Consider the following 18405-nt stretch of genomic DNA (forward strand, 5'->3'; position numbering starts at 1 on the left):
GACTGACTGCATGCTCGACTTTGTCGTCGCGGGGCTAAGCGCCAACTCCGTGCCGTATGTTGAGGGCCTAGAGCTCCAACGCGCAGTCCATCGTTCCGTCGTCTCCGGAGAGAAACCGGACACCGTCATCTTTCTCGAACATCCGAGTGTGTACACCGCCGGTAAGCGAACCTCACCCGAGGAGCGGCCAACCAACGGGACCCCAGTCATCGACGCGGACCGCGGCGGCAAGATCACATGGCACGGCCCCGGCCAACTCGTCGGCTATCCAATCCTGCGCCTTCGGGAACCGATCGACGTGGTCGGCTATGTACGCCACCTGGAGGGCGTCCTGATCGACGCACTCAGCGACTTCGATGTCGTCGGCCACCGCGTCCCAGGCCGGTCTGGTGTATGGGTCGGCCCGGACGGGCAGGAAGACAAGATCGCCGCTATCGGAATCCGCGTCGCGGAAGGAGTCACAATGCACGGTTTCGCCCTCAATTGCAACAACTCACTCGAGCCCTACGATCACATCATCGCCTGCGGCATCAAGGATGCCGGTGTCACCACCATGTCCGCCGTAATCGGCCGCGACGTCAGCCCCATCGATCTCATAGCCTCCATCACCGCCCGCTTCCAGGCCACCCTGGCGGTGCACGCATGAGCGCGGCACCCGAGGGTCGCAAAATGCTCCGACTCGAAATTCGCAATATGGAAACCCCGATTGAACGTAAGCCGGCCTGGATCAAGACGGTGGCGCGGATGGGGCCTGAATACCGCAAACTCCAGGACCTGGTCAAGGGCGAAAACTTGCACACCGTGTGTCAGGAAGCCGGCTGCCCGAACATCTTCGAATGCTGGGAGGATCGCGAAGCGACGTTCCTGATCGGCGGATCACAGTGCACGAGACGCTGCGACTTCTGTCAGATCGACACCGGAAAGCCGGCCGAGTATGACACGGATGAGCCCCGCCGAGTGGCCGAATCCGTCGTCAAAATGAACCTGCGCTACGCCACGGTCACGGGCGTGGCCAGGGACGACCTGCCTGACGAGGGCTCCTGGCTCTATGCTGAGACCATTCGCCAGATCCACCGTCAGAGTCCCGGAACAGGTGTTGAAATTTTGGTCCCGGATTTCTCCGGCAATCCGGACCATCTGGAAGAGGTCTTCTCCGCGCAGCCGGAGGTGTTCGCGCACAACGTCGAAACTGTTCCGCGCATCTTCAAACGCATTCGCCCGGCGTTCCGGTATGACCGATCGCTCGATGTCATCTCTCAGGGTCGGAATGCCGGCCTGATCACGAAGTCGAACCTCATCCTGGGTATGGGCGAAGAACGCGCGGAGGTCAGCCAGGCACTGCAGGACCTACACGATGCCGGAACCGACATCATCACGATCACCCAGTACCTGCGGCCGAGTGCGCGGCACCTGCCCGTTGCCCGCTGGGTGAAGCCGGAAGAGTTCGTGGAGCTCAAGGACGAGGCCGAGGCCATCGGATTCCTCGGCGTGCTCTCCGGTCCCCTCGTGCGGTCCTCCTATCGGGCGGGTCGCCTCTGGGCGCAGTCCATGCTCGCGACGGGCCGGGAGGTTCCGCTGCAACTGCGCCACTTGGCGGATGCATCCCTCGGGTTTGCCCAGGCGGTCTCCTGACCCAAAATCGGTCACGCGACATTCAGGTGACTCGGTAGTCTTGGAACCATGGCACGCAGCAAGGACAAGACTCCCCGCCCCCCCAAACAGCCCGGCCGCCTGAAGCAAATGTGGCAGGTGTTCCAGATGACGCGGCGCTACGACTCGAAAATCGTGTTGTTCATGATTCTCGGGTTCGTGGTGCCCGTCACTGTTTCCGTGGGGCTGGCCCTCATCCTGTCCCCCGGTAACGTACTCAACCTTGTGCTGTGGGCCATCTCGGGTGTGCTCGCCGGCATCCTGGCCATGCTCATCATTCTCGGACGGCGTGCCGAAAAGGCCGCATACTCCCAGATCGAAGGACAGCCAGGCGCCGTCGGCGCGGTGCTGCGCAGCTCCCTCAAGCGTGGTTGGGTCGGAAGCGAAATGCCTGTGGCCGTCAACGGCAAGACCCAGGACGCCGTCTACCGCGCGGTCGGCCGTGGCGGGGTCGTTCTGATCAGCGAGGGTCCGCGCACCCGTACGGCGCGCATGCTCGAGGAAGAACGTCGCATGGTTGCCCGACTCGGCGGAAACATCGCCATCACGGTTATCAGCGTTGGCCCGGACACCGACGCTGTGCCATTGCATAAGCTCGCCCGCCGGCTCACGCGCATCAAGCCCACGCTGACCAAGGCCGAAGTGCTCGCCGTGAACAACCGGTTGAACTCCATGACCAAAAAGCTGCCCATTCCCAAGGGCGTCGACCCGATGAAAGCCCGCCCCCAACGCGGAAACTAACCAGGCTCGCGACTCTTTTCCCCCCTTCTGGGCAGAGTTCAGCCGCGGATCAAGACGGTTCCGGCGACCTTGTCGTGGAAGCCGCGTTGATCTGAGTCCCAGACCAGGGCGGGAACCGCGAGACCGAGCAATACGGAACGCACAACCGGACGCCAGACGCCCACCCATCCACGCTGCAGCGGTACCACTCGGAGACCGAAAAGACGGTGGCCGATGCTGCCACCGATGGTCGGGATGAACACGATCTGCAGGGCGACGAACAGGCCGGACACGGCGAAGCCATTGACCACACCATCAGAGCTAAAGAACAGCGCGCCAGCGCCGTAAGCCATGGACCAGTCGATCGCCAGGGCGCCGATTCTGCGACCGACCCGGCCCACAGAGCGGATGCCCTCGTTCGGCAGGCCGAGCCTCTCCCCCGGCCATCGGCTCGGCGGTAGCTGTCCAAAAGTGGTCGATTTCGAGGCTGCGGCAGACACAGGATGAGTCTACCGAGCAGGCCTCGCTGTAACATGTGTGAAACACAAGCGTCACTGCTGGGTAATGGCACGTGAGTAGCCTCAAAGGAGCCGCAGTGCGCGACTGTCAAGATCAACGCCCACGTCGTTTGGAGTAAAACCGCATGTTCCGCGATTCGTCAGAAGTACTCAAATTCATCAAGGACACGGACGTCAAGTTTCTTGACATCCGTTTCACCGATCTGCCGGGTGTGCAGCAGCACTTCAACATCCCCGCGTCGACCGTCGATGAAGAGTTCTTCACGGTCGGGCAGATGTTTGACGGTTCCTCGATCCGCGGTTTCGCATCGATCCACGAATCCGACATGCAGCTGATCCCGGACGTCACCACGGCCTACATCGACGCGTTCCGCACGGAGCGCACGCTGATCATGCTCTTCGACATCTACAACCCGCGCAATGGTGAGATCTACTCGAAGGATCCGCGTCAGGTGGCCAAGAAGGCCGAGAAGTACCTCGCGTCGACCGGGATCGCCGACACTGCATTCTTCGCGCCCGAGGCCGAGTTCTACATCTTCGACGACGTTCGCTATGAAGTGAACCAGCACTCCAGTTTCTACTCCGTTGACTCCAGCGAGGGTGCGTGGAACTCCGGAAAGGAAGAGGTCGGCGGCAACCTCGCCAATAAGACTCCGTTCAAGGGCGGGTACTTCCCGGTCAGCCCGGTCGACCAGCACGCCGACCTGCGCGACGACATCTGCCTGAAACTGATCGACGCCGGGCTCATCCTCGAGCGCAGCCACCACGAGGTAGGCACCGGCGGTCAGGGCGAGATCAACTACCGCTTCGACACCATGGTGCACGCGGCGGACGACCTCCTCAAATTCAAGTACATCGTGAAGAACACCTCGGCCGAGTGGGGTAAGACCGCCACCTTCATGCCGAAACCCCTGTTCGGCGACAACGGCTCCGGTATGCACACGCACCAGTCCCTCTGGGCCGACGGCAAGCCTCTCTTCTACGATGAGGCCGGCTACGGAGGGCTGTCCGACGTCGCACGCTGGTACATCGGAGGCCTGCTCAAGCACGCCGCCGCCGTGCTCGCGTTCACGAACCCCAGCGTCAACTCCTACCACCGACTGGTGCCCGGGTTCGAAGCTCCCGTGAACCTGGTCTACTCGGCCGGTAACCGATCGGCCTCCATCCGGATCCCGATCACGGGCACCAACCCGAAGGCCAAGCGCATCGAGTTCCGCGCTCCGGACGCCTCAGGCAACCCGTACCTCGCCTTCGCCGCCCAGCTCATGGCCGGCCTTGACGGGATCAAGAACCGGATCGAACCACACGAGCCGGTTGACAAGGACCTCTACGAGCTTCCGCCCGAAGAGGCGAAGAACATCCCGCAGGTTCCGGCGTCCCTCGGTGAGGCACTCACGGCTCTTGAGAACGACCACGACTTCCTGCTGGCAGGCAACGTCTTCACGCCCGAACTGATCGAGACCTGGATCGACTACAAGCGCGAGATGGAAATCAAGCCGCTGGCGCAGCGTCCGCACCCGTTTGAGTTCGAGCTCTACTACGGCGTCTAAGTCGTATCCGAGACCGGTAACGTACACAAGGACCGCACCCCTCCGGGGGTGCGGTCTTTTGTCTGTGGCCGCCAACGCTGTATCCGGCCGTGCCTGCCCGGCCTACCCGCCGAAGGGGCCGCTCCGTTCCGCCGGCCCATAGAACAGCCGCTCGAACACCGACCGTGCGCGACGGGTCACCGACAGGTAGTCTTCCTCGAGCTGGTTCCCCGATCCAGGCGGGTATTCCAGCACCCGGGCCACGCCCTCGAGCTGCACGCGATCAGTCGGAAGCACATCGGCGGTTTTGTTGGTCCACAGTGTGATCGCGGATCGGCAGCGGGATGCGAAGATCCAGGCAGCGGTGAGGGTATCGGCATCGGCCTCCCCCACGAGCCCCGCAGCGACTGCGGCGCGCAATGCGCCGAGCGTCGACGATGTGCGCAGGGCCGGGACCTCGGCCGCGTGCTGAAGCTGCAGCAACTGCACGAACCATTCCACGTCGCTCAGCGACCCGCGGCCCAGTTTGAGGTGGCGGTTGGGATCGGCTCCCTGCGGGAGACGCTCGTTCTCAACGCGCGCCTTGATGCGCTTGACCTCTCGGACGGCCTGAACACTGATGGCCTCCGGATACCGCACGTCGTCGGCGACAGCTTCGAAGTCAGCCAAGAGCGCGGGGTCGCCCGCGACGCCTCTCCCCCGAAGCAGGGCCTGCGCCTCCCAGGTGAGAGACCAACGACGGTAGTAGGCCTCGTAGGACTCGAGGGAACGAGCGACGGAACCGTTCTTGCCCTCCGGGCGCAGTCCGATGTCCAGGTCGAGCGGAAGGCGGTTGTCGTCGGTCAGCCGGGAGAGTTCCTTCGCGATGAACTTCGCACGGTCATGGGCTGCCTCGCCGGTCAGAGTCCCCGGTCGAAACACGTACATCACGTCCGCGTCGGATCCGAATCCCAGTTCCGCACCGCCGAAGCGCCCCATGCCGATCACGGCGAATTCAATGCCGTCCTGGCTCTGGCCGACGACGGCGCCGTCGAGAGTGGTGCCACGGATGGCGGCCAGCACACCCTGGATGACCGTCGCGGTGACGTCGGTGAGGCCGGTAGCCAGTTCGTCGATGCTGACCTGGCCCAGGATCGCCGAGAATGCCAGTCGGAGCATCTCCCGACGCCGGGCCGTCCGTAGGATCGAGGCGGCCGCATCCGGGCTCTCATGCCGGGCCAGGACGGCACGGGCCTCCTCCCGGAGTGTGGCGGAGCTGCGCGGGCGCAGATCGTCCTCGTCTTCCAGCCAGGCGACGGACTCCGGGATCGTCTCGAGGAGTTCGCCGACGAACCGGGATGAGGAGAGTACCCGGGTGAGGCGCTCGGCCGCCCCCGAGGAGTCCCGGAGCATGCGCAGGAACCAGTAGGTCGTGCCCAGACTGTCGCTGAGGCGTCGGAAGGCCAGCAGGCCGTAGTCCGGGTCGGCACCCTCGGAGAACCACTGCAGCAGCACGGGCAGTAGGTTGCGCTGAATGGTGGCTCGTCGTGATACCCCGCCGGTGAGCGCCGCGATGTGGCCGAGGGCCCCCTTCGTGTTGCGGAAACCGATCGCAGCCAGGCGCGCCTCGGCCTGCGCGCTGGTGAGCCCCAGCCCCTCAGCCGGCAGCGCCGCCACGGCAGACAGGAGAGGGCGGTAGAAGAGTCGCTCGTGCAAACCGCGGACGCGGTGTTTGGTGTTCACCCAGCGCGTGGTCAGTTGGGCGGCGTTCGGGGCCAGGCCGGTGGACCGCGCCAGGATGCGAAGGCTCGCCTCGTCTCGCGGCACCAAATGGGTACGCCGGAGCCTTTCCAGTTGCAGGCGGTGCTCCATCAGCCGGAGGATCCGGTACTCGTGGGCGAACTCTGCCGCTTCGGCACGTCCGACGTATCCGCTCTCGGCCAGTGCCGTCAGCGCCGGGAGGGTGCCGGCCTGTCGGACTGTCGGATCAGCCTGGCCGTGCACAAGCTGAAGCAGCTGCACGGTGAACTCGATGTCGCGCAGCCCCCCGGGGCCCAGTTTGAGTTGAACAGCGACTTCGTCGTCAGGGATATTCTTGGTGACCCGCTCTCGCATCCGCTGTACGGACTCGACGAAGTTCTCCCGGCTCGCGCTGGTCCACACTTTTGGGGAGACCGCTGCGACATAGCGACTGCCGAGCTCAAGGTCACCGGCCAGCGGCCGGGCCTTCAGCAGTGCCTGAAACTCCCAGCTCTTGGCCCAGCGGTCGTAGTATGCCAAATGGGACTCGAGTGAGCGAACAAGGGCCCCGGACTTGCCCTCAGGGCGAAGATTGGGGTCAACCTCCCAGAGCTCGGGTTCGACGGTCGGCTGGTTGAGCCCCCGCATGAGCAGAATGGCGAGACGGGTGGCGATGTCGACAGCTCGGGGCGCTTCCAGCCCGACTTCCGGGTTTCCCTCGGCGACGAAAATCACGTCGACATCGCTCACATAGTTGAGCTCGCCGGCTCCGGCCTTGCCCATGCCGATGACCGCGAGCCGGGTCGCCCGAACCTCGGCCGCCGGGAAGACACCCCGACCGGCCACGTCACCGGATGACATGCTGCGCGCAACGGCGAGGGATGCCTCGAGGGCGGCTGCCGCGAGGTCTGCGAGAGTGCGGGCGACGGAGTCGAGGCCGGCGACGGGGTCGGTCTGCTCGAGGTCGAAGGCAGCGAGTTCCGCGAGGCGACGGCGGTAGCGCACCCGCAACGCCACCCAGCCCTCGTCGTCGACCACGGTGGCAAAGCCGTCCCGGCTGCCGACCGAGTCGAGCAGGTCAGCGGTCAGCTCCGCCAGGTCAGGCAGAACCGACCGTCGTTTCTCGAGGATCGTCAATTCCTCCGGATGGCGAAGGAAGAACTCCGACAGGCCGCTTGACGCCCCCGCGACACGCAGGAGCCGCTGGGTCGGTTCCGACTGGGCCAGCAGCGCCCGCAACTCAAGCGGTGCCTGGCGCAACAACGAGACGAGAGCCAGGAGGGCGGCATCCGGGTTCGCCGTCTTCGCGAGAAGGGGCAGGAGGACCTCCGGTGCGGGGCCCCCCAGACCCACCACTTCCTCCAGCCGGATCCGCACCTCCCGGAGCTCCACAAAACCCACCCGAGCGAGATCGGTCAGAGTCAGCTGTTCCCGTGCCATCGGGTCTCGTTTCCAGCGCCGCTAGAGCATCTCGAGGTTCTTATCGAGCTCGAACGGAGTCACCTGGGAGCGGTACTCCTTCCACTCTTGACGCTTGTTCAGCAACACGTAGTTGAACACGTGCTCACCCAGCGTCTCGGCAACCAGCTCTGACTCCTCCATGTACTGGATTGCGTGGTCCAGGCTCGCCGGAAGCTGCCGATATCCGAGCGCGCGCCGTTCGGTGTCGCTCAGTCCCCAGACGTTGTCCTCGGCTTCGGGAGGAAGTTCGTAGCCCTCTTCGATCCCCTTCAATCCTGCAGCCAGCATCAGCGAGTACGCGAGATACGGGTTCGCTGCCGAGTCGATGGCTCGATACTCAACGCGGGCACTTTGGCCCTTGTTGGGCTTGTAGAGCGGGACCCGGATCAGGGCCGAACGGTTGTTGTGGCCCCAGCAGACGAAGCTGGGGGCCTCGTCCCCACCCCACAGTCGCTTGTAGGAGTTGACGAATTGGTTCGTCACGGCGGTGATCTCCGGAGCGTGTTTGAGAAGCCCCGCGATGAACTGCCGACCGGTCTTGGAGAGCTGATACTGGGCGCCGGCCTCGTAGAAGGCGTTGGTGTCACCTTCGAAGAGCGACAGGTGCGTGTGCATGCCGGAACCGGGATGCTCTGACATGGGCTTCGGCATGAACGTGGCATAGACGCCCTGCTCGATCGCAACCTCCTTGATGACGGTGCGGAAGGTCATGATGTTGTCCGCGGTCGTGAGGGCGTCCGCATAGCGCAGGTCGATCTCATTCTGACCGGGGCCTGCCTCGTGATGGCTGAACTCCACGGAAATGCCGAGGTCTTCGAGCATCCGGACCGAACGACGACGGAAATCGTGGGCCGTACCTCCGGGCACGTTGTCGAAGTATCCGGCATGGTCCACCGGCACGGGACCGTTCTTGCCGTACTTGGACGACTTCAGCAGGTAGAACTCGATCTCCGGATGCGTGTAGAACGTGAAGCCGCGATCCGCCGCCTTCGCCAGGGTGCGCTTGAGCACATTCCGCGGGTCGGCCACGGCGGGCTGCCCGTCCGGTGTCATGATGTCGCAGAACATGCGGGCGGTCGGATCGATCTCCCCACGCCAGGGCAGGATCTGGAAGGTGGTGGGGTCAGGGTGAGCCAGCACGTCCGCCTCGAAGGACCTGGTCAGGCCCTCGATGGCCGAGCCGTCGAAACCGAGTCCCTCAGCGAAGGCACCCTCGACCTCGGCGGGCGCGATTGCCACCGATTTGAGGGTACCGACCACATCCGTGAACCAGAGTCGGATGAACTTGATTCCCCGCTCCTCGATGGTCCGAAGAACGAAGTCGCGCTGCTTGTCCATTCACGCCCTTTCTTGTCGCTTCCTAGGCTACTGTCTGGCGTCGCACCGCGGGTGAATCAGGCCGCCGATCGGCTCGAACGCACGCTGACTAGACTCAATGCATGCCTGAATCGACCGTTCCCGATGCGCCCCGGCCCATCAACGAGCAGAATCCGTTCGCCCCCGAGCCTGCGGGCCCGAAACGAGTGCGCACGCGACATTTCCAGACCGCGAAGCAGCAGGGAATCCCGATTACCGGGCTCACCAGCTACGACATGCTCACGGCCCAGATCTTCGACCAGGCTGGCATCGACTTCCTTCTCGTGGGCGATTCGGCTGGCAACAACGTCTTCGGCTACGAGACGACCCTGCCCGTGACGGTCGACGAACTCATCCCGCTCACCCGCGCCGTTGCCCGCGCGGTCACCCGCGCACTCGTGGTCGCGGACATGCCCTTCGGCTCCTACGAGACCGGGCAGACCGAGGCATTGCACACCGCTGTTCGCTTCATGAAGGAGGCGCAGGCACACGCCGTCAAGCTGGAGGGCGGGGTGCGCAGTCACAAGCAGATCAAACGCATCGTGGCGTCGGGGATCCCCGTAATGGGTCATATCGGCTTTACCCCGCAGAGCGAACACGGCCTAGGCGGACACATCATCCAGGGGCGCGGTGAGTCGGCGGACCAGCTGATTGAAGACGCTCTCGCCGTGCAGGACGCCGGCGCCTTCGCCGTCGTGCTCGAGATGGTTCCCGCCACGGTGGCAGCCCTGGTCACCGCTCGGCTCGACATCCCCACCATCGGTGTCGGTGCCGGTCCCGACGTTGATGGTCAGCTGATGGTCTGGACGGATTTCGCCGGATTGACCGACGGGCGGGTCCCGCGTTTCGTGCAGCAGTACGCCAACCTGCGCAGTGTGCTCACGGATGCCGTGCACCGGTTCAAGGAGGACGTCGACTCCGGAGCCTACCCGGGGCCGGAGCACAGCTACGAGTAACGCCGCGTCGGCCGGGCTAGCGGTCGTTCTCGGCCTCTTCGGCCGCCCACTTGGCGCTATTCGCCCGCAACTTCTCCAGCGCGTTCTCGGCTTCCGCGCGGGTGACGAACGGACCGACCCGGTCGGCCGACGGCGACTGCATCCCCTGCTCCACCGCTGCCGTGCGCATGTTGTACCAGTACTGGTGCTTGGTGTCTTCGGACATAGGGTTGATCCTATGCCTAAGGATTCAGCTGGTCACCTTCTCCCGGGAACGGTCTCGCCGCTCCGCGCCGTTCCGCGCCATATCGTGCGCCCGGAATACGTCGGGAAGGTCTCTCCCGCTTCGTTCACCGGGTCGGATATCTACTCCCCCGACCGGATCGAGCTGATCCGGGAGTCGGGTCGCATCGCCGCACAGGCCATCGAGGCTGTCGGACGGGCCATCCGTCCCGGCGTGACGACCGAGGAGCTCGACCGGATCGGTCATGAGTTCATGATCGAACGCGACTCATACCCGTCGACACTCGGCTACCGGGGCTTTCCCAAATCGCTCTGCAGCTCCGTGAACGAGGTCATCTGCCACGGCATCCCCGACGACACCGTCCTCGAGGACGGCGACATCGTCAACATCGACATCACCGCGTACAAGAACGGCGTGCACGGCGACACGAACGCCACCTTCACCGTCGGCGAAACACGCGACGACGTGCGGCTCCTGGTCGACCGTACCCGGGAGGCGCTCGCCCGTGGCATCAAGGCCGTCGCACCGGGCCGTCAGGTCAACGTGATCGGCCGAACGATCGAGTCCTACGCCAAGCGGTTCAACTACGGTGTCGTGCGCGACTTCACCGGCCACGGCGTCGGGGAGGCTTTCCACTCCGGTCTGATCGTGCCGCACTACGACTCCGCCCCCGTGTACGACACCGTGATGGAGGTCGGAATGGTCTTCACGATCGAACCGATGCTGACTCTCGGCGGCACGGACTGGGACATGTGGGAGGACGACTGGACCGTGACGACCCGCGATAAGAGCATCACAGCCCAGTTCGAGCACACCCTCGTTGTGACCGAACGCGGCGCCGAAATTCTCACCCTCCCCTGACCCGTTAGGTTTTCACTATGAGTTCAACCATGGCCATCGGAATCGACATTGGCGGCACCGGCATCAAAGGGGCGGTGGTGGACCTGTCCACCGGCACGCTCCTCTCCGACCGGGTGAAGCTGCCCACACCCAAGGGCGGTCGCCCGACCGACATCATCGAGACCACTCGGGCCCTACTGGCCACGGTCTCCGCAGAAGAGGGGGCCGGCGCGCTCCCGGTAGGAATCTGCTTTCCCGCCATCGTTAAGAACGGTCACACCATGTCGGCCGCCAATGTGTCCGACAAGTGGATCGGTCTCGCCGCCGAGAAGCTCTTCGAGAAGGGACTCGGTCAGCCAATCCACTTCGTCAACGATGCTGATGCGGCCGGTTACGCTGAGTCGCAGTTCGGCGCGGCTAAGGGTGTGAACGGCGTAGTCATCATGACGACCCTGGGCACCGGGATCGGAACGGCCCTGCTGAACGACGGTGTCCTCGTGCCGAACACCGAACTCGGACACCTGCAGATCGAAGGCGTCGATTACGAGACCAAGGCCGCGTACTCCGCCAAGGAGCGCGAGCACCTGAGCTGGGAGAAGTGGGCCGGCCGGCTGCAGAAGTACTATGCCACCGTGGAAGCGCTGCTCTCCCCAGACCTGTTCATCGTCGGCGGCGGCGTGTCCAAGCACCACCAGGACTTCCTGCCTCTACTGCGCTTGAAGACGCCCATCATCCCCGCCGTTCACCGCAACAACGCCGGCATCCTCGGTGCCGCCGCTTTGGCCGTCAGGCACGCGGTCTGAGGCTTCGGTCGAAATCGCCCGGCTGGACGCGTGCGAACCAGTAGATCCTCCGTGCGGTAGGTACCCCGCGGAGGATCTACCCTTGTCAGCTGGGGGAATGGGCCGGCTATTACGCCGGGTTCTGTCCCGGTGCCGAAACACCTTGGACGGCCATCTATCTCGGGACTGCGTTGCCGCAGCCCTCTAGCGGTCTACCCGGAAACTCGGCGAGCCGCCTTTGCGTTTCCTGTCTGACCTTGCTCCGGACGAGGTTTACCTAGCCAACCAGGTCACCCTGGCCTCTGGTGGTCTCTTACACCACCGTTTCACCCTTACCTCTGGCCGAAGCCGAAGGCGGTCTACTTTCTGTGGCACTGTCTCGCGGGTTACCCCGGGTGGGTGTTGCCCACCGTCCTGCTCTGCGGAGCCCGGACGTTCCTCGGCATCCGCTGACCCGAAGGACGACGGATGACGCGACCGTCTTGCCGACCCATTCCACTGTTCAGGATACAGGCCTTGGCCCCGGCCGTGCTCCACCTAGATGCCGGACTCCTCCGTGCGCACCAGAATCGCGCCGCAGTCCGGGCAAAACAGCACGTCATCGGCCGGTGAAGAGCGTACTGCGTCCAAGTCGCTGCCCGTGAGCGTCATCGTGCAGCCACTGCAGGTGCGAGCACGCAGCAGCGCCGCGGCGTTGCCCCGCCCGGACACGAACCGCTTCTCGTAGAGAACCGCGAGGTCTTCCGAGATGCTGCCGGCAACCGCCGCACGGTCCCGGCGAAGTTCACCGAGCTGACGGGACAAATCGGCGAGGGCCTCATCGCGGGACAGCTCCGCCGCGTGGACCTGCTTCGCGATCATGTTGCGCTCTGACTCGACCGCAGCCACGGCCGCGTCGCGCTCTTCGAGCCGTTCCATGACGGCGATCTCGATTTCCTCAAGGGCAAGGAGCCGCTTCCGCAAGGAGGTAAGTTCTGTCTCCAGCGCCTGCACATCCTTCACCGAGGACGTGTGCTGCACCCGTTCGGAATCGCGCGCGATGCGCTTCTCGACCACCTCGACGTCGGACTCGATCCGAGACAGCTCGGTGCGGACGTCGTCCCGTTCGCCCGCCCGGGTACTCAGCGTCATCCGAGTCGTGTCGAACAGCGTGGAGAGACCCCGGAGCTCGGTGTGCTGGGGAAGTGCCTTCGTCTGGTGCTCGACCTGCTGCAACTTGATGTCGAGGGCCTGAAGCCGGAGAAGCTCCTTCTGTGCTACTGGAGATGCCTTCACGATGTCCTGACCTTTGCGAATATTGAATATGAACGAGCGTTGGGGGTGGATCCGAACTCATCGGCAGGTTACTGCACGATCGCAAAGTCCCAGGGATCCGTGCGCAGGGAACTGCAGGTCACGCGCACGCCGGGAAGGAGCACCCGCAGCTGGTCGGCGGCGGGCTCCAGCCAGAGCCATTCGCTGGCCCAGTGTGACACGTCGATCAGCGCGGGCGTGCCGCCGCTCAGCCCGGCCTGTTCGCGTGCCTCCGACGCCGGGTGGTGCCGAAGGTCGGCCGTGATGTAGACGTCCGAGGACCGAACCGAAGGATGCGCGAGCAGGGAATCCCCGGCTCCCCCGCACAATGAGACGGTCTCGACCAAGCGGCTGTACTCCCCTGAGACGCGCACGCCCGATGCGGTCGCCGGAAGGATATCGGCGATGCGGTGGGCGAGCTGGCCCAGCGTGAGCGGCTGGGCCAGCCGCCCCACGCGGCCGAGGCCCGTGCCCGGAGCCGCGCCGGCCGTGATCGGGCGGGCCTCCATGAGGCCGAGCCGGGTGGCAATGATGTCCGAGACGCCGTCCACGACGACGTCAGCGTTGGTGTGAGCGGCCAAAAGTGCACAATCGGCACGGATCAGCCGACCGAGCAGGGCGCCCTTGTACCTGTCTTCAGCAATCGACGTCACACCGCGCAGCAGTAGCGGATGGTGGACCAGGAGCAGGTCGGCCCCAGTCCTGACCGCCTCGTCGACCGTCGCGGACACCGCGTCGACGGCCAAGTGAATCGATTCGATCGGCTGGGCGGGGTTGCCACTCACCAATCCGGGGGCGTCCCAGTCTTCGGCACCGGACAACGGCCACAATTCATGGAGGATCCGAGTTACATCGGCGAGCGAGACGGGCACCTCGTCAGCTTACCGGTGACTGGGCGGGGATTCCTCCTGAGGACGATTGCCGCATCCGGAGTGCTCTGAGGCTGCAGGTTCCCTATTTCGGCCGCGGTGCCCTCACCAGCGCCGTCACCGCCAACAGGACCAGAGCGAGCCCCGCCCAACCGGATGGAGGTAGTCGTTCGCCCACAACCACGATCGCCAAGACCGTGGCTACAAGCGGTTCGACCAGGGTGATGCTGGTGGCGGTGCTGCCCCGCACAGTGCGCAGGCCCTGGCTGAACAGCAGATAGGCCACGAACATGGGTCCGATCACGAGGTAAGCGGTGATGCCCAGGCTGCCTGCGCTCTGAAGCAGCGGCGCTCCCGTGGCCGCCAGGACGGGGGCCAGGCACACCGCCCCCACTCCGAACAGAGCTCCGACCGTGGCCCGCGAACTGTGCCCGGCCGCGATCACCCGGTGCGACGCGTGGGTATAGAGCGCATAGCTGAGTCCGGCCAGCAGACCGAGCAGGACGCCGACCGGGACCTCAGATGCCGTCGGATCGGACGCGCGCCCGGCGACCAGGAGAGCCGTGCCGGTCAGCGCCGCCAGAGTGCACAGGGCCCAGTGCCGGGTGGCGCCCCGACGCTCCGCCAGGAGCTCGATGCCTGCGGCGAAGACCGGTGCCGACCCGAGGGAGACGACGGTGCCCACCGCGACCCCGGCCAAGTGCATCGAACTGTAAAATGAAAGGGGGTAGACGACGATTCCGGTGACCCCACCCAGCAGCCAGAAGCGCACTGAGCGGTCCCGCACAACGCGTCGGGCGCGTCGGGCCGACAGCATCCAGAGGAGGACACCACCTCCGGCTATCGTGGCTGCCCCCGTCGCCAGAGGGCTGACGTCAGGGGGCAGAAAATGAGCCGCCGTTCCCGTCGTGCCCCAGAGCAGTCCGGCCAGGAGGATCGGGATGACACCTGCCGGTCGTTCGTCGGCACGCGTCGGCGGCGTCACCAACCCAGGCTGCCCGGCGCCCCCTTGAACGGTCCGACCACCCGCGACGTGATCCAGCCGCCGTAGAAGTCCCCTGGCTGCGGCTCGACCCGTTCCCCGTTCACGGTGCAGCGGTCCATGCGGCCGGGGTACAGGGCGATGCGCTCGACGAGCTCCTCGAAGCCGCGGGTCGGGGCTGCGTAGTACCAGGCCGCTGATTTCTCGATCCGTCCCGGAGCGACCACGCTCAAATAGGACGCCTCACCCTTGAACTCGCAATAGGAGCGGCCGGGAGCTGGCTCCAGGCTCCCCGCCCGGAACGCGGCCCGAGGCAGGTAGTACACGGGAGGATGGCTGGTCTCCAGTACCCGGACCGTGTCGATGGTGTCGGCGATTACCACGCCGCCGATGGTGACGACGACCCGGTCGGAGCTCTTCTCGACCAGAGGAGGCCGAGGATAGTCCCACACCGATTCCTGACCGGGGCCGGGCAAGGCCCGGGTGATGCGATGCGGCTTCATCCGGCCAGCGTACCGGGTGACGCCGCCTGAATCGAGGTCTGCGACTCCCTCCGCCGGCGGTGCAACTCCGCACCGAAGACAGCGGCCTGCGTTCTGTGATTCATTCCGAGCTTGCTGAGCAGGTTGGAGACATAGTTCTTGACCGTCTTCTCCGTCAGGTTGAGGCTCTCGCCGATCTGGCGGTTGGTCAGTCCCCGGGAGATCAGTTCGAGAACCTGGAGCTCCCGAGTGGTCAGGTCGCGGGCCGGGCCCCCTCCGCGCACCCCTAGGGAAACGGCCACCCGGCCCGCGACCCGGGGGATGAACAGCGACTCGCCCAGAGCCACCCGGCGGATAGCCTCGATCAGACGCTCGCCGCGGATGTCCTTGAGCACGTAGCCCGACGCTCCGGCCAAGACCGCGGCGCGGCCCGCCTCATCGTCGTCGAAGGCCGTGAAGATCAGGCACTGGACACCGAAATCCAGGGAGCGTATCTCCCGGCACGCGTCGATGCCGCTTCCGTCGGGCAGCCGAAGGTCTAACACCGCGACGTCCGGCCTTGTCGCGGCCACCCGGGCCACGGCCTGCCGTTTCGTCGCCGCTTCCCCCACCACCTCGAGATCGGCTTCCGCGCGGATCAGGTCGGCCAGGCCACGACGCACGATTTCATGGTCGTCGACCACAAACACCCGGATCATCGGAGGAACCGATCGGCACCGTCGGGCACGTCGGGCAAACTCGCCGTCCAGCGCAGCCGGGTGCCGCGTGGCCTGCGGTCGGTGAGCGACAGCATCCCCTGCCATCTCTCCGCTCGCACCGACAGGTTCGCGATACCGCTGAGCCGTCTCGAACCGGACACGCCGTCCCCGTCGTCGCTGATCTCGACGGTGAGTACCTGCGCGGTCACCGATGCGCATACCCAGGTCTCCTGCGCCTGGGCGTGCCTGACAACATTGGTCAGTCCTTCTCGCACGACGGCGAGGACATCCTCGGTCAGCGCGGCGGGAACGAGCAGATCGATCGCACCGGAGAAGGACAGAATCGGTGGCCGTGGGAATAGCGTCCGGAGTTCCTCGAGCAGGTCCCGGATGCCGCGGCGCACGGATACCCGCCCGGTGGGTGCCGGTGCCGACAGTGAGAAGACGGCAGCACGAATCTCGGCTATGACGGTATCCAAGGCCGCCACCTCGTCGGTCAGGCGCTGACGGAGGGCCAGGTCCGCGGTTAGCCTACCGACAGCCTGCACGGCGAGTCCGGCCGCGTAGATGCGTTGGACGACCCGGTCGTGCAGGTCTCGGCCGATCCGGTCCCGATCCAGTTGGAGCGCCTGGCGCTCCCGCTCACCATGGCCGGAGTCCACGTGAAGGGCCGCGCAGGCCAGCCTGCCGAACTCAGAGGCGGCCTCCAGATCCCCGGCGGTGAACGGCTCCGTCCCCGGGGCCCGAGATGCGGTGACAACCACGGTCGGCCGTTGCGGTCCGGTCAGAGGAACGACCATCGTCGGACCGATCACGACCGTGGAATCGCTATACAGCGGTAGGCCGACACCAAACCCGTATCCGCCATCGCCGTCCGGCCTATCGAACAGGAATGGTCGACCGCCGTCGAACGCGCGCCCGGTTATGCTCCCGGTCGAAGCGAAGACCAAACCGTTCACATTCGCGGCGCGAGAGCCCCGTGCCGCTCCAACGATGCTCTCTGTTGCGACTTCGGCCCCGCCGGCCTGGTCGCCCCACCACGGCACGATCGCGCAGGTCAGATCGGCAGCGGATGCGGCCGCGACGCAATCGGCGAGCACCCCCAGCCGGTCAGCAGCCGGCTCGGCCACAAGAGCGTCGACCAGGGCAGCGGCCGCGGCCGCCCACCGCCGCCGGGAGTCACGGCTCGGGGCGGCGCTGTGGCCGATCTCCCCGTAGACAGGCCTGCCGTCCGGCACCGCTAGCCTGGGTTCGTGGAGCATGGCCGATATCCGCCTCTCGTCTGATAGCGGGAAGTGTACCCGGATAGGACCTTCGGCCCTGTCCAGTCACCGCCGACACTGTCACCATGACGGAGGTCGAGCGGTGCGGTGTGATGTCCCCGAGAGCAGGAGAGCCTTTCCATGGTCGAAAAAGTTATCGTCGCCATTGACGGAGGCACAGCCAGCAAGGCCGCCCTGGAGTGGGCCCTCCATCGGGTCCTGACGATTGAACGAACTCAGGGCACACCCGTCACCCTCGAGCTAACCGCCGTGGTGGAACTCGGGTGGACCCCCGCCGATGGCCCGAGCTACGACGTCCAGCCTGCCTACGAGCGAGCCCTGGCCGAAGCCATCCGTCGGGTTGAGCAGGTGGCACCCACGTGTAGGAAGACCAGCTACATCCGCCATGGGGTGCCGATCGACGAGCTGGTGCGCGCCTCGGCGACCGCCAACCTTCTCGTCGTCGGCACCCGGAAAACCGGAGTACTCGCGGGAACCGTGTTCGGTACCCTGCCCCTTCGCCTCGCTGCGCACGCCGCCTGCCCTGTCATCGTCGTCCCGACCAACTGGCAGGCGCGCCCCGGCCGCATCGTGGTGGGGATGGAGGACGACGTCACCGCACTGGTCGCCGTGGCCTTCGCGGCGCGGGAGGCCGAGCGGTTCGCCTTGCCACTGGACATCGTGCACGCCTGGTCCATTCCGGCCACTGTCGCGGTAGAGTACGGCGCGGTCCTGCCCTATGACGAGATGCGAGACGCCCACGGGAGAATCCTGTCCGGGGCAACCCGAGTGGTGCGAGATGCCCACCCGCGGCTGCACATCACCGAGATCCTGAACGAGGGACCGGCGGCATCCGTTCTCGTCGACGTATCCCGGTCGGCCGCACTCCTCGTCGTCGGCACCCACGGCCGCGGCACCCTGGGCAGCCTCTTCCTCGGTTCGGTCAGCCATGACGTACTCATGAACCTTCCCTGCCCGGTTGCGGTGATCCCCCGGCCCGCCGGCGAACTCTCCGGTTCGAAGTCGGCAGCGCCCTCCGGCGCGGAACGATGACCACCTCATACA

Annotated in this window: 18 protein-coding genes and 1 other RNA gene; 8 read left to right on the forward strand and 11 right to left on the reverse strand. The window is 65.5% G+C overall.

Features of this window, described 5'->3' with window-relative positions; all coding sequences use genetic code 11:
- Positions 1 to 10: 10 nt before the first annotated feature.
- The 3 genes from lipB to E3O65_RS11145 are packed head-to-tail and all read left to right on the forward strand — an operon-like array spanning position 11 to position 2391.
- Complete coding sequence (gene lipB / locus E3O65_RS11135) at positions 11 to 646, forward strand: lipoyl(octanoyl) transferase LipB (RefSeq protein ID WP_134363782.1); 636 nt, start codon at positions 11 to 13, stop codon at positions 644 to 646.
- The gene (gene lipA, locus E3O65_RS11140) at positions 643 to 1632 is read left to right on the forward strand and encodes a lipoyl synthase (protein WP_174722296.1); all 990 of its coding nucleotides are present in this window, start codon (positions 643 to 645) and stop codon (positions 1630 to 1632) included. Before lipB ends, lipA begins: the two co-directional genes overlap by 4 nt.
- Before the next feature lie 48 nt (positions 1633 to 1680).
- Positions 1681 to 2391 carry a DUF4191 domain-containing protein gene (locus tag E3O65_RS11145; RefSeq protein WP_134363784.1) on the forward strand — a complete coding sequence of 237 codons (711 nt, stop codon included), beginning with the start codon at positions 1681 to 1683 and terminating at the stop codon, positions 2389 to 2391.
- Between the two features lie 38 nt (positions 2392 to 2429).
- On the opposite strand, the gene E3O65_RS11150 is transcribed toward E3O65_RS11145, so the two are convergent.
- Positions 2430 to 2870, reverse strand: coding sequence for an RDD family protein (locus E3O65_RS11150; protein WP_134363785.1), 441 nt, complete (start codon positions 2868 to 2870; stop codon positions 2430 to 2432).
- 143 nt (positions 2871 to 3013) lie between these two features.
- Between E3O65_RS11150 and glnA the strand changes: the two genes are divergently transcribed.
- Positions 3014 to 4438 (forward strand): type I glutamate--ammonia ligase, encoded by a 1425-nt coding sequence (glnA, locus tag E3O65_RS11155; protein WP_134363786.1) that lies wholly within the window; start codon positions 3014 to 3016, stop codon positions 4436 to 4438.
- 102 nt (positions 4439 to 4540) lie between these two features.
- Here glnA and E3O65_RS11160 read toward each other — a convergent pair whose 3' ends face one another.
- The gene (locus E3O65_RS11160; RefSeq protein WP_134363787.1) at positions 4541 to 7576 is read right to left on the reverse strand and encodes a bifunctional [glutamine synthetase] adenylyltransferase/[glutamine synthetase]-adenylyl-L-tyrosine phosphorylase; all 3036 of its coding nucleotides are present in this window, start codon (positions 7574 to 7576) and stop codon (positions 4541 to 4543) included.
- Between the two features lie 21 nt (positions 7577 to 7597).
- Complete coding sequence (locus E3O65_RS11165) at positions 7598 to 8935, reverse strand: glutamine synthetase family protein (RefSeq protein ID WP_134363788.1); 1338 nt, start codon at positions 8933 to 8935, stop codon at positions 7598 to 7600.
- Positions 8936 to 9036: 101 nt separating this feature from the next.
- On the opposite strand from E3O65_RS11165, the gene panB reads away from it, so the two are divergent.
- The gene (gene panB, locus E3O65_RS11170) at positions 9037 to 9909 is read left to right on the forward strand and encodes a 3-methyl-2-oxobutanoate hydroxymethyltransferase (RefSeq protein ID WP_134363789.1); all 873 of its coding nucleotides are present in this window, start codon (positions 9037 to 9039) and stop codon (positions 9907 to 9909) included.
- Between the two features lie 16 nt (positions 9910 to 9925).
- Here panB and E3O65_RS11175 read toward each other — a convergent pair whose 3' ends face one another.
- Complete coding sequence (locus tag E3O65_RS11175; RefSeq protein WP_134363790.1) at positions 9926 to 10114, reverse strand: SPOR domain-containing protein; 189 nt, start codon at positions 10112 to 10114, stop codon at positions 9926 to 9928.
- Between the two features lie 12 nt (positions 10115 to 10126).
- Between E3O65_RS11175 and map the strand changes: the two genes are divergently transcribed.
- Together map and ppgK are read left to right on the forward strand one after the other, a co-directional pair.
- The gene (gene map / locus E3O65_RS11180; protein ID WP_134363791.1) at positions 10127 to 10993 is read left to right on the forward strand and encodes a type I methionyl aminopeptidase; all 867 of its coding nucleotides are present in this window, start codon (positions 10127 to 10129) and stop codon (positions 10991 to 10993) included.
- 17 nt (positions 10994 to 11010) lie between these two features.
- A complete protein-coding gene (gene ppgK, locus E3O65_RS11185) occupies positions 11011 to 11775 on the forward strand; it encodes a polyphosphate--glucose phosphotransferase (protein ID WP_134363792.1) in 765 nt (254 codons plus the stop codon).
- Between the two features lie 94 nt (positions 11776 to 11869).
- Here ppgK and rnpB read toward each other — a convergent pair.
- The 7 genes from rnpB to E3O65_RS11220 all read right to left on the reverse strand — a co-directional run bounded on the left by rnpB (position 11870) and on the right by E3O65_RS11220 (position 17340).
- Positions 11870 to 12247, reverse strand: an RNA gene (rnpB, locus tag E3O65_RS11190) — RNase P RNA component class A.
- Between the two features lie 44 nt (positions 12248 to 12291).
- Positions 12292 to 13029: a zinc ribbon domain-containing protein gene (locus E3O65_RS11195; RefSeq protein WP_134363793.1), complete on the reverse strand. Its 738-nt coding sequence runs from the start codon at positions 13027 to 13029 to the stop codon at positions 12292 to 12294.
- A gap of 68 nt (positions 13030 to 13097) precedes the next feature.
- Positions 13098 to 13919 (reverse strand): Nif3-like dinuclear metal center hexameric protein, encoded by an 822-nt coding sequence (locus E3O65_RS11200; RefSeq protein WP_134363794.1) that lies wholly within the window; start codon positions 13917 to 13919, stop codon positions 13098 to 13100.
- An 82-nt stretch (positions 13920 to 14001) separates the two neighbouring features.
- Entirely contained in the window at positions 14002 to 14901 is a 900-nt protein-coding gene (locus tag E3O65_RS11205; protein WP_241985587.1) for a DMT family transporter, read from the reverse strand.
- Positions 14898 to 15401 carry a DUF427 domain-containing protein gene (locus tag E3O65_RS11210; RefSeq protein ID WP_134363796.1) on the reverse strand — a complete coding sequence of 168 codons (504 nt, stop codon included), beginning with the start codon at positions 15399 to 15401 and terminating at the stop codon, positions 14898 to 14900. Before E3O65_RS11210 ends, E3O65_RS11205 begins: the two co-directional genes overlap by 4 nt.
- Positions 15398 to 16078 (reverse strand): response regulator, encoded by a 681-nt coding sequence (locus E3O65_RS11215; protein WP_134363797.1) that lies wholly within the window; start codon positions 16076 to 16078, stop codon positions 15398 to 15400. Before E3O65_RS11215 ends, E3O65_RS11210 begins: the two co-directional genes overlap by 4 nt.
- Positions 16075 to 17340, reverse strand: a complete 1266-nt coding sequence (locus tag E3O65_RS11220) for a sensor histidine kinase (protein ID WP_134363798.1) — start codon at positions 17338 to 17340, stop codon at positions 16075 to 16077. The genes E3O65_RS11215 and E3O65_RS11220 overlap by 4 nt, the downstream gene beginning before the upstream one ends.
- Positions 17341 to 17481: 141 nt before the next feature.
- On the opposite strand from E3O65_RS11220, the gene E3O65_RS11225 reads away from it, so the two are divergent.
- Positions 17482 to 18393, forward strand: coding sequence for a universal stress protein (locus E3O65_RS11225; protein ID WP_134363799.1), 912 nt, complete (start codon positions 17482 to 17484; stop codon positions 18391 to 18393).
- The last annotated feature ends 12 nt before the right edge of the window (positions 18394 to 18405 follow it).

The organism is Cryobacterium breve (assembly GCF_004402375.1).
In the GTDB taxonomy this organism is placed as follows: domain Bacteria; phylum Actinomycetota; class Actinomycetes; order Actinomycetales; family Microbacteriaceae; genus Cryobacterium; species Cryobacterium breve.

Coding starts and splice junctions, on each gene's coding strand:
- lipB (WP_134363782.1), top strand. CDS start 11: ATGCTCGACTTTGTCGTCGCGGGGCTAAGCGCCAACTCCGTGCCGTAT.
- lipA (WP_174722296.1), top strand. CDS start 643: ATGAGCGCGGCACCCGAGGGTCGCAAAATGCTCCGACTCGAAATTCGC.
- E3O65_RS11145 (WP_134363784.1), top strand. CDS start 1,681: ATGGCACGCAGCAAGGACAAGACTCCCCGCCCCCCCAAACAGCCCGGC.
- glnA (WP_134363786.1), top strand. CDS start 3,014: ATGTTCCGCGATTCGTCAGAAGTACTCAAATTCATCAAGGACACGGAC.
- E3O65_RS11160 (WP_134363787.1), bottom strand. CDS start 7,576: ATGGCACGGGAACAGCTGACTCTGACCGATCTCGCTCGGGTGGGTTTT.
- E3O65_RS11165 (WP_134363788.1), bottom strand. CDS start 8,935: ATGGACAAGCAGCGCGACTTCGTTCTTCGGACCATCGAGGAGCGGGGA.
- panB (WP_134363789.1), top strand. CDS start 9,037: ATGCCTGAATCGACCGTTCCCGATGCGCCCCGGCCCATCAACGAGCAG.
- E3O65_RS11175 (WP_134363790.1), bottom strand. CDS start 10,114: ATGTCCGAAGACACCAAGCACCAGTACTGGTACAACATGCGCACGGCA.
- map (WP_134363791.1), top strand. CDS start 10,127: ATGCCTAAGGATTCAGCTGGTCACCTTCTCCCGGGAACGGTCTCGCCG.
- ppgK (WP_134363792.1), top strand. CDS start 11,011: ATGAGTTCAACCATGGCCATCGGAATCGACATTGGCGGCACCGGCATC.
- E3O65_RS11210 (WP_134363796.1), bottom strand. CDS start 15,401: ATGAAGCCGCATCGCATCACCCGGGCCTTGCCCGGCCCCGGTCAGGAA.
- E3O65_RS11215 (WP_134363797.1), bottom strand. CDS start 16,078: ATGATCCGGGTGTTTGTGGTCGACGACCATGAAATCGTGCGTCGTGGC.
- E3O65_RS11220 (WP_134363798.1), bottom strand. CDS start 17,340: ATGCTCCACGAACCCAGGCTAGCGGTGCCGGACGGCAGGCCTGTCTAC.
- E3O65_RS11225 (WP_134363799.1), top strand. CDS start 17,482: ATGGTCGAAAAAGTTATCGTCGCCATTGACGGAGGCACAGCCAGCAAG.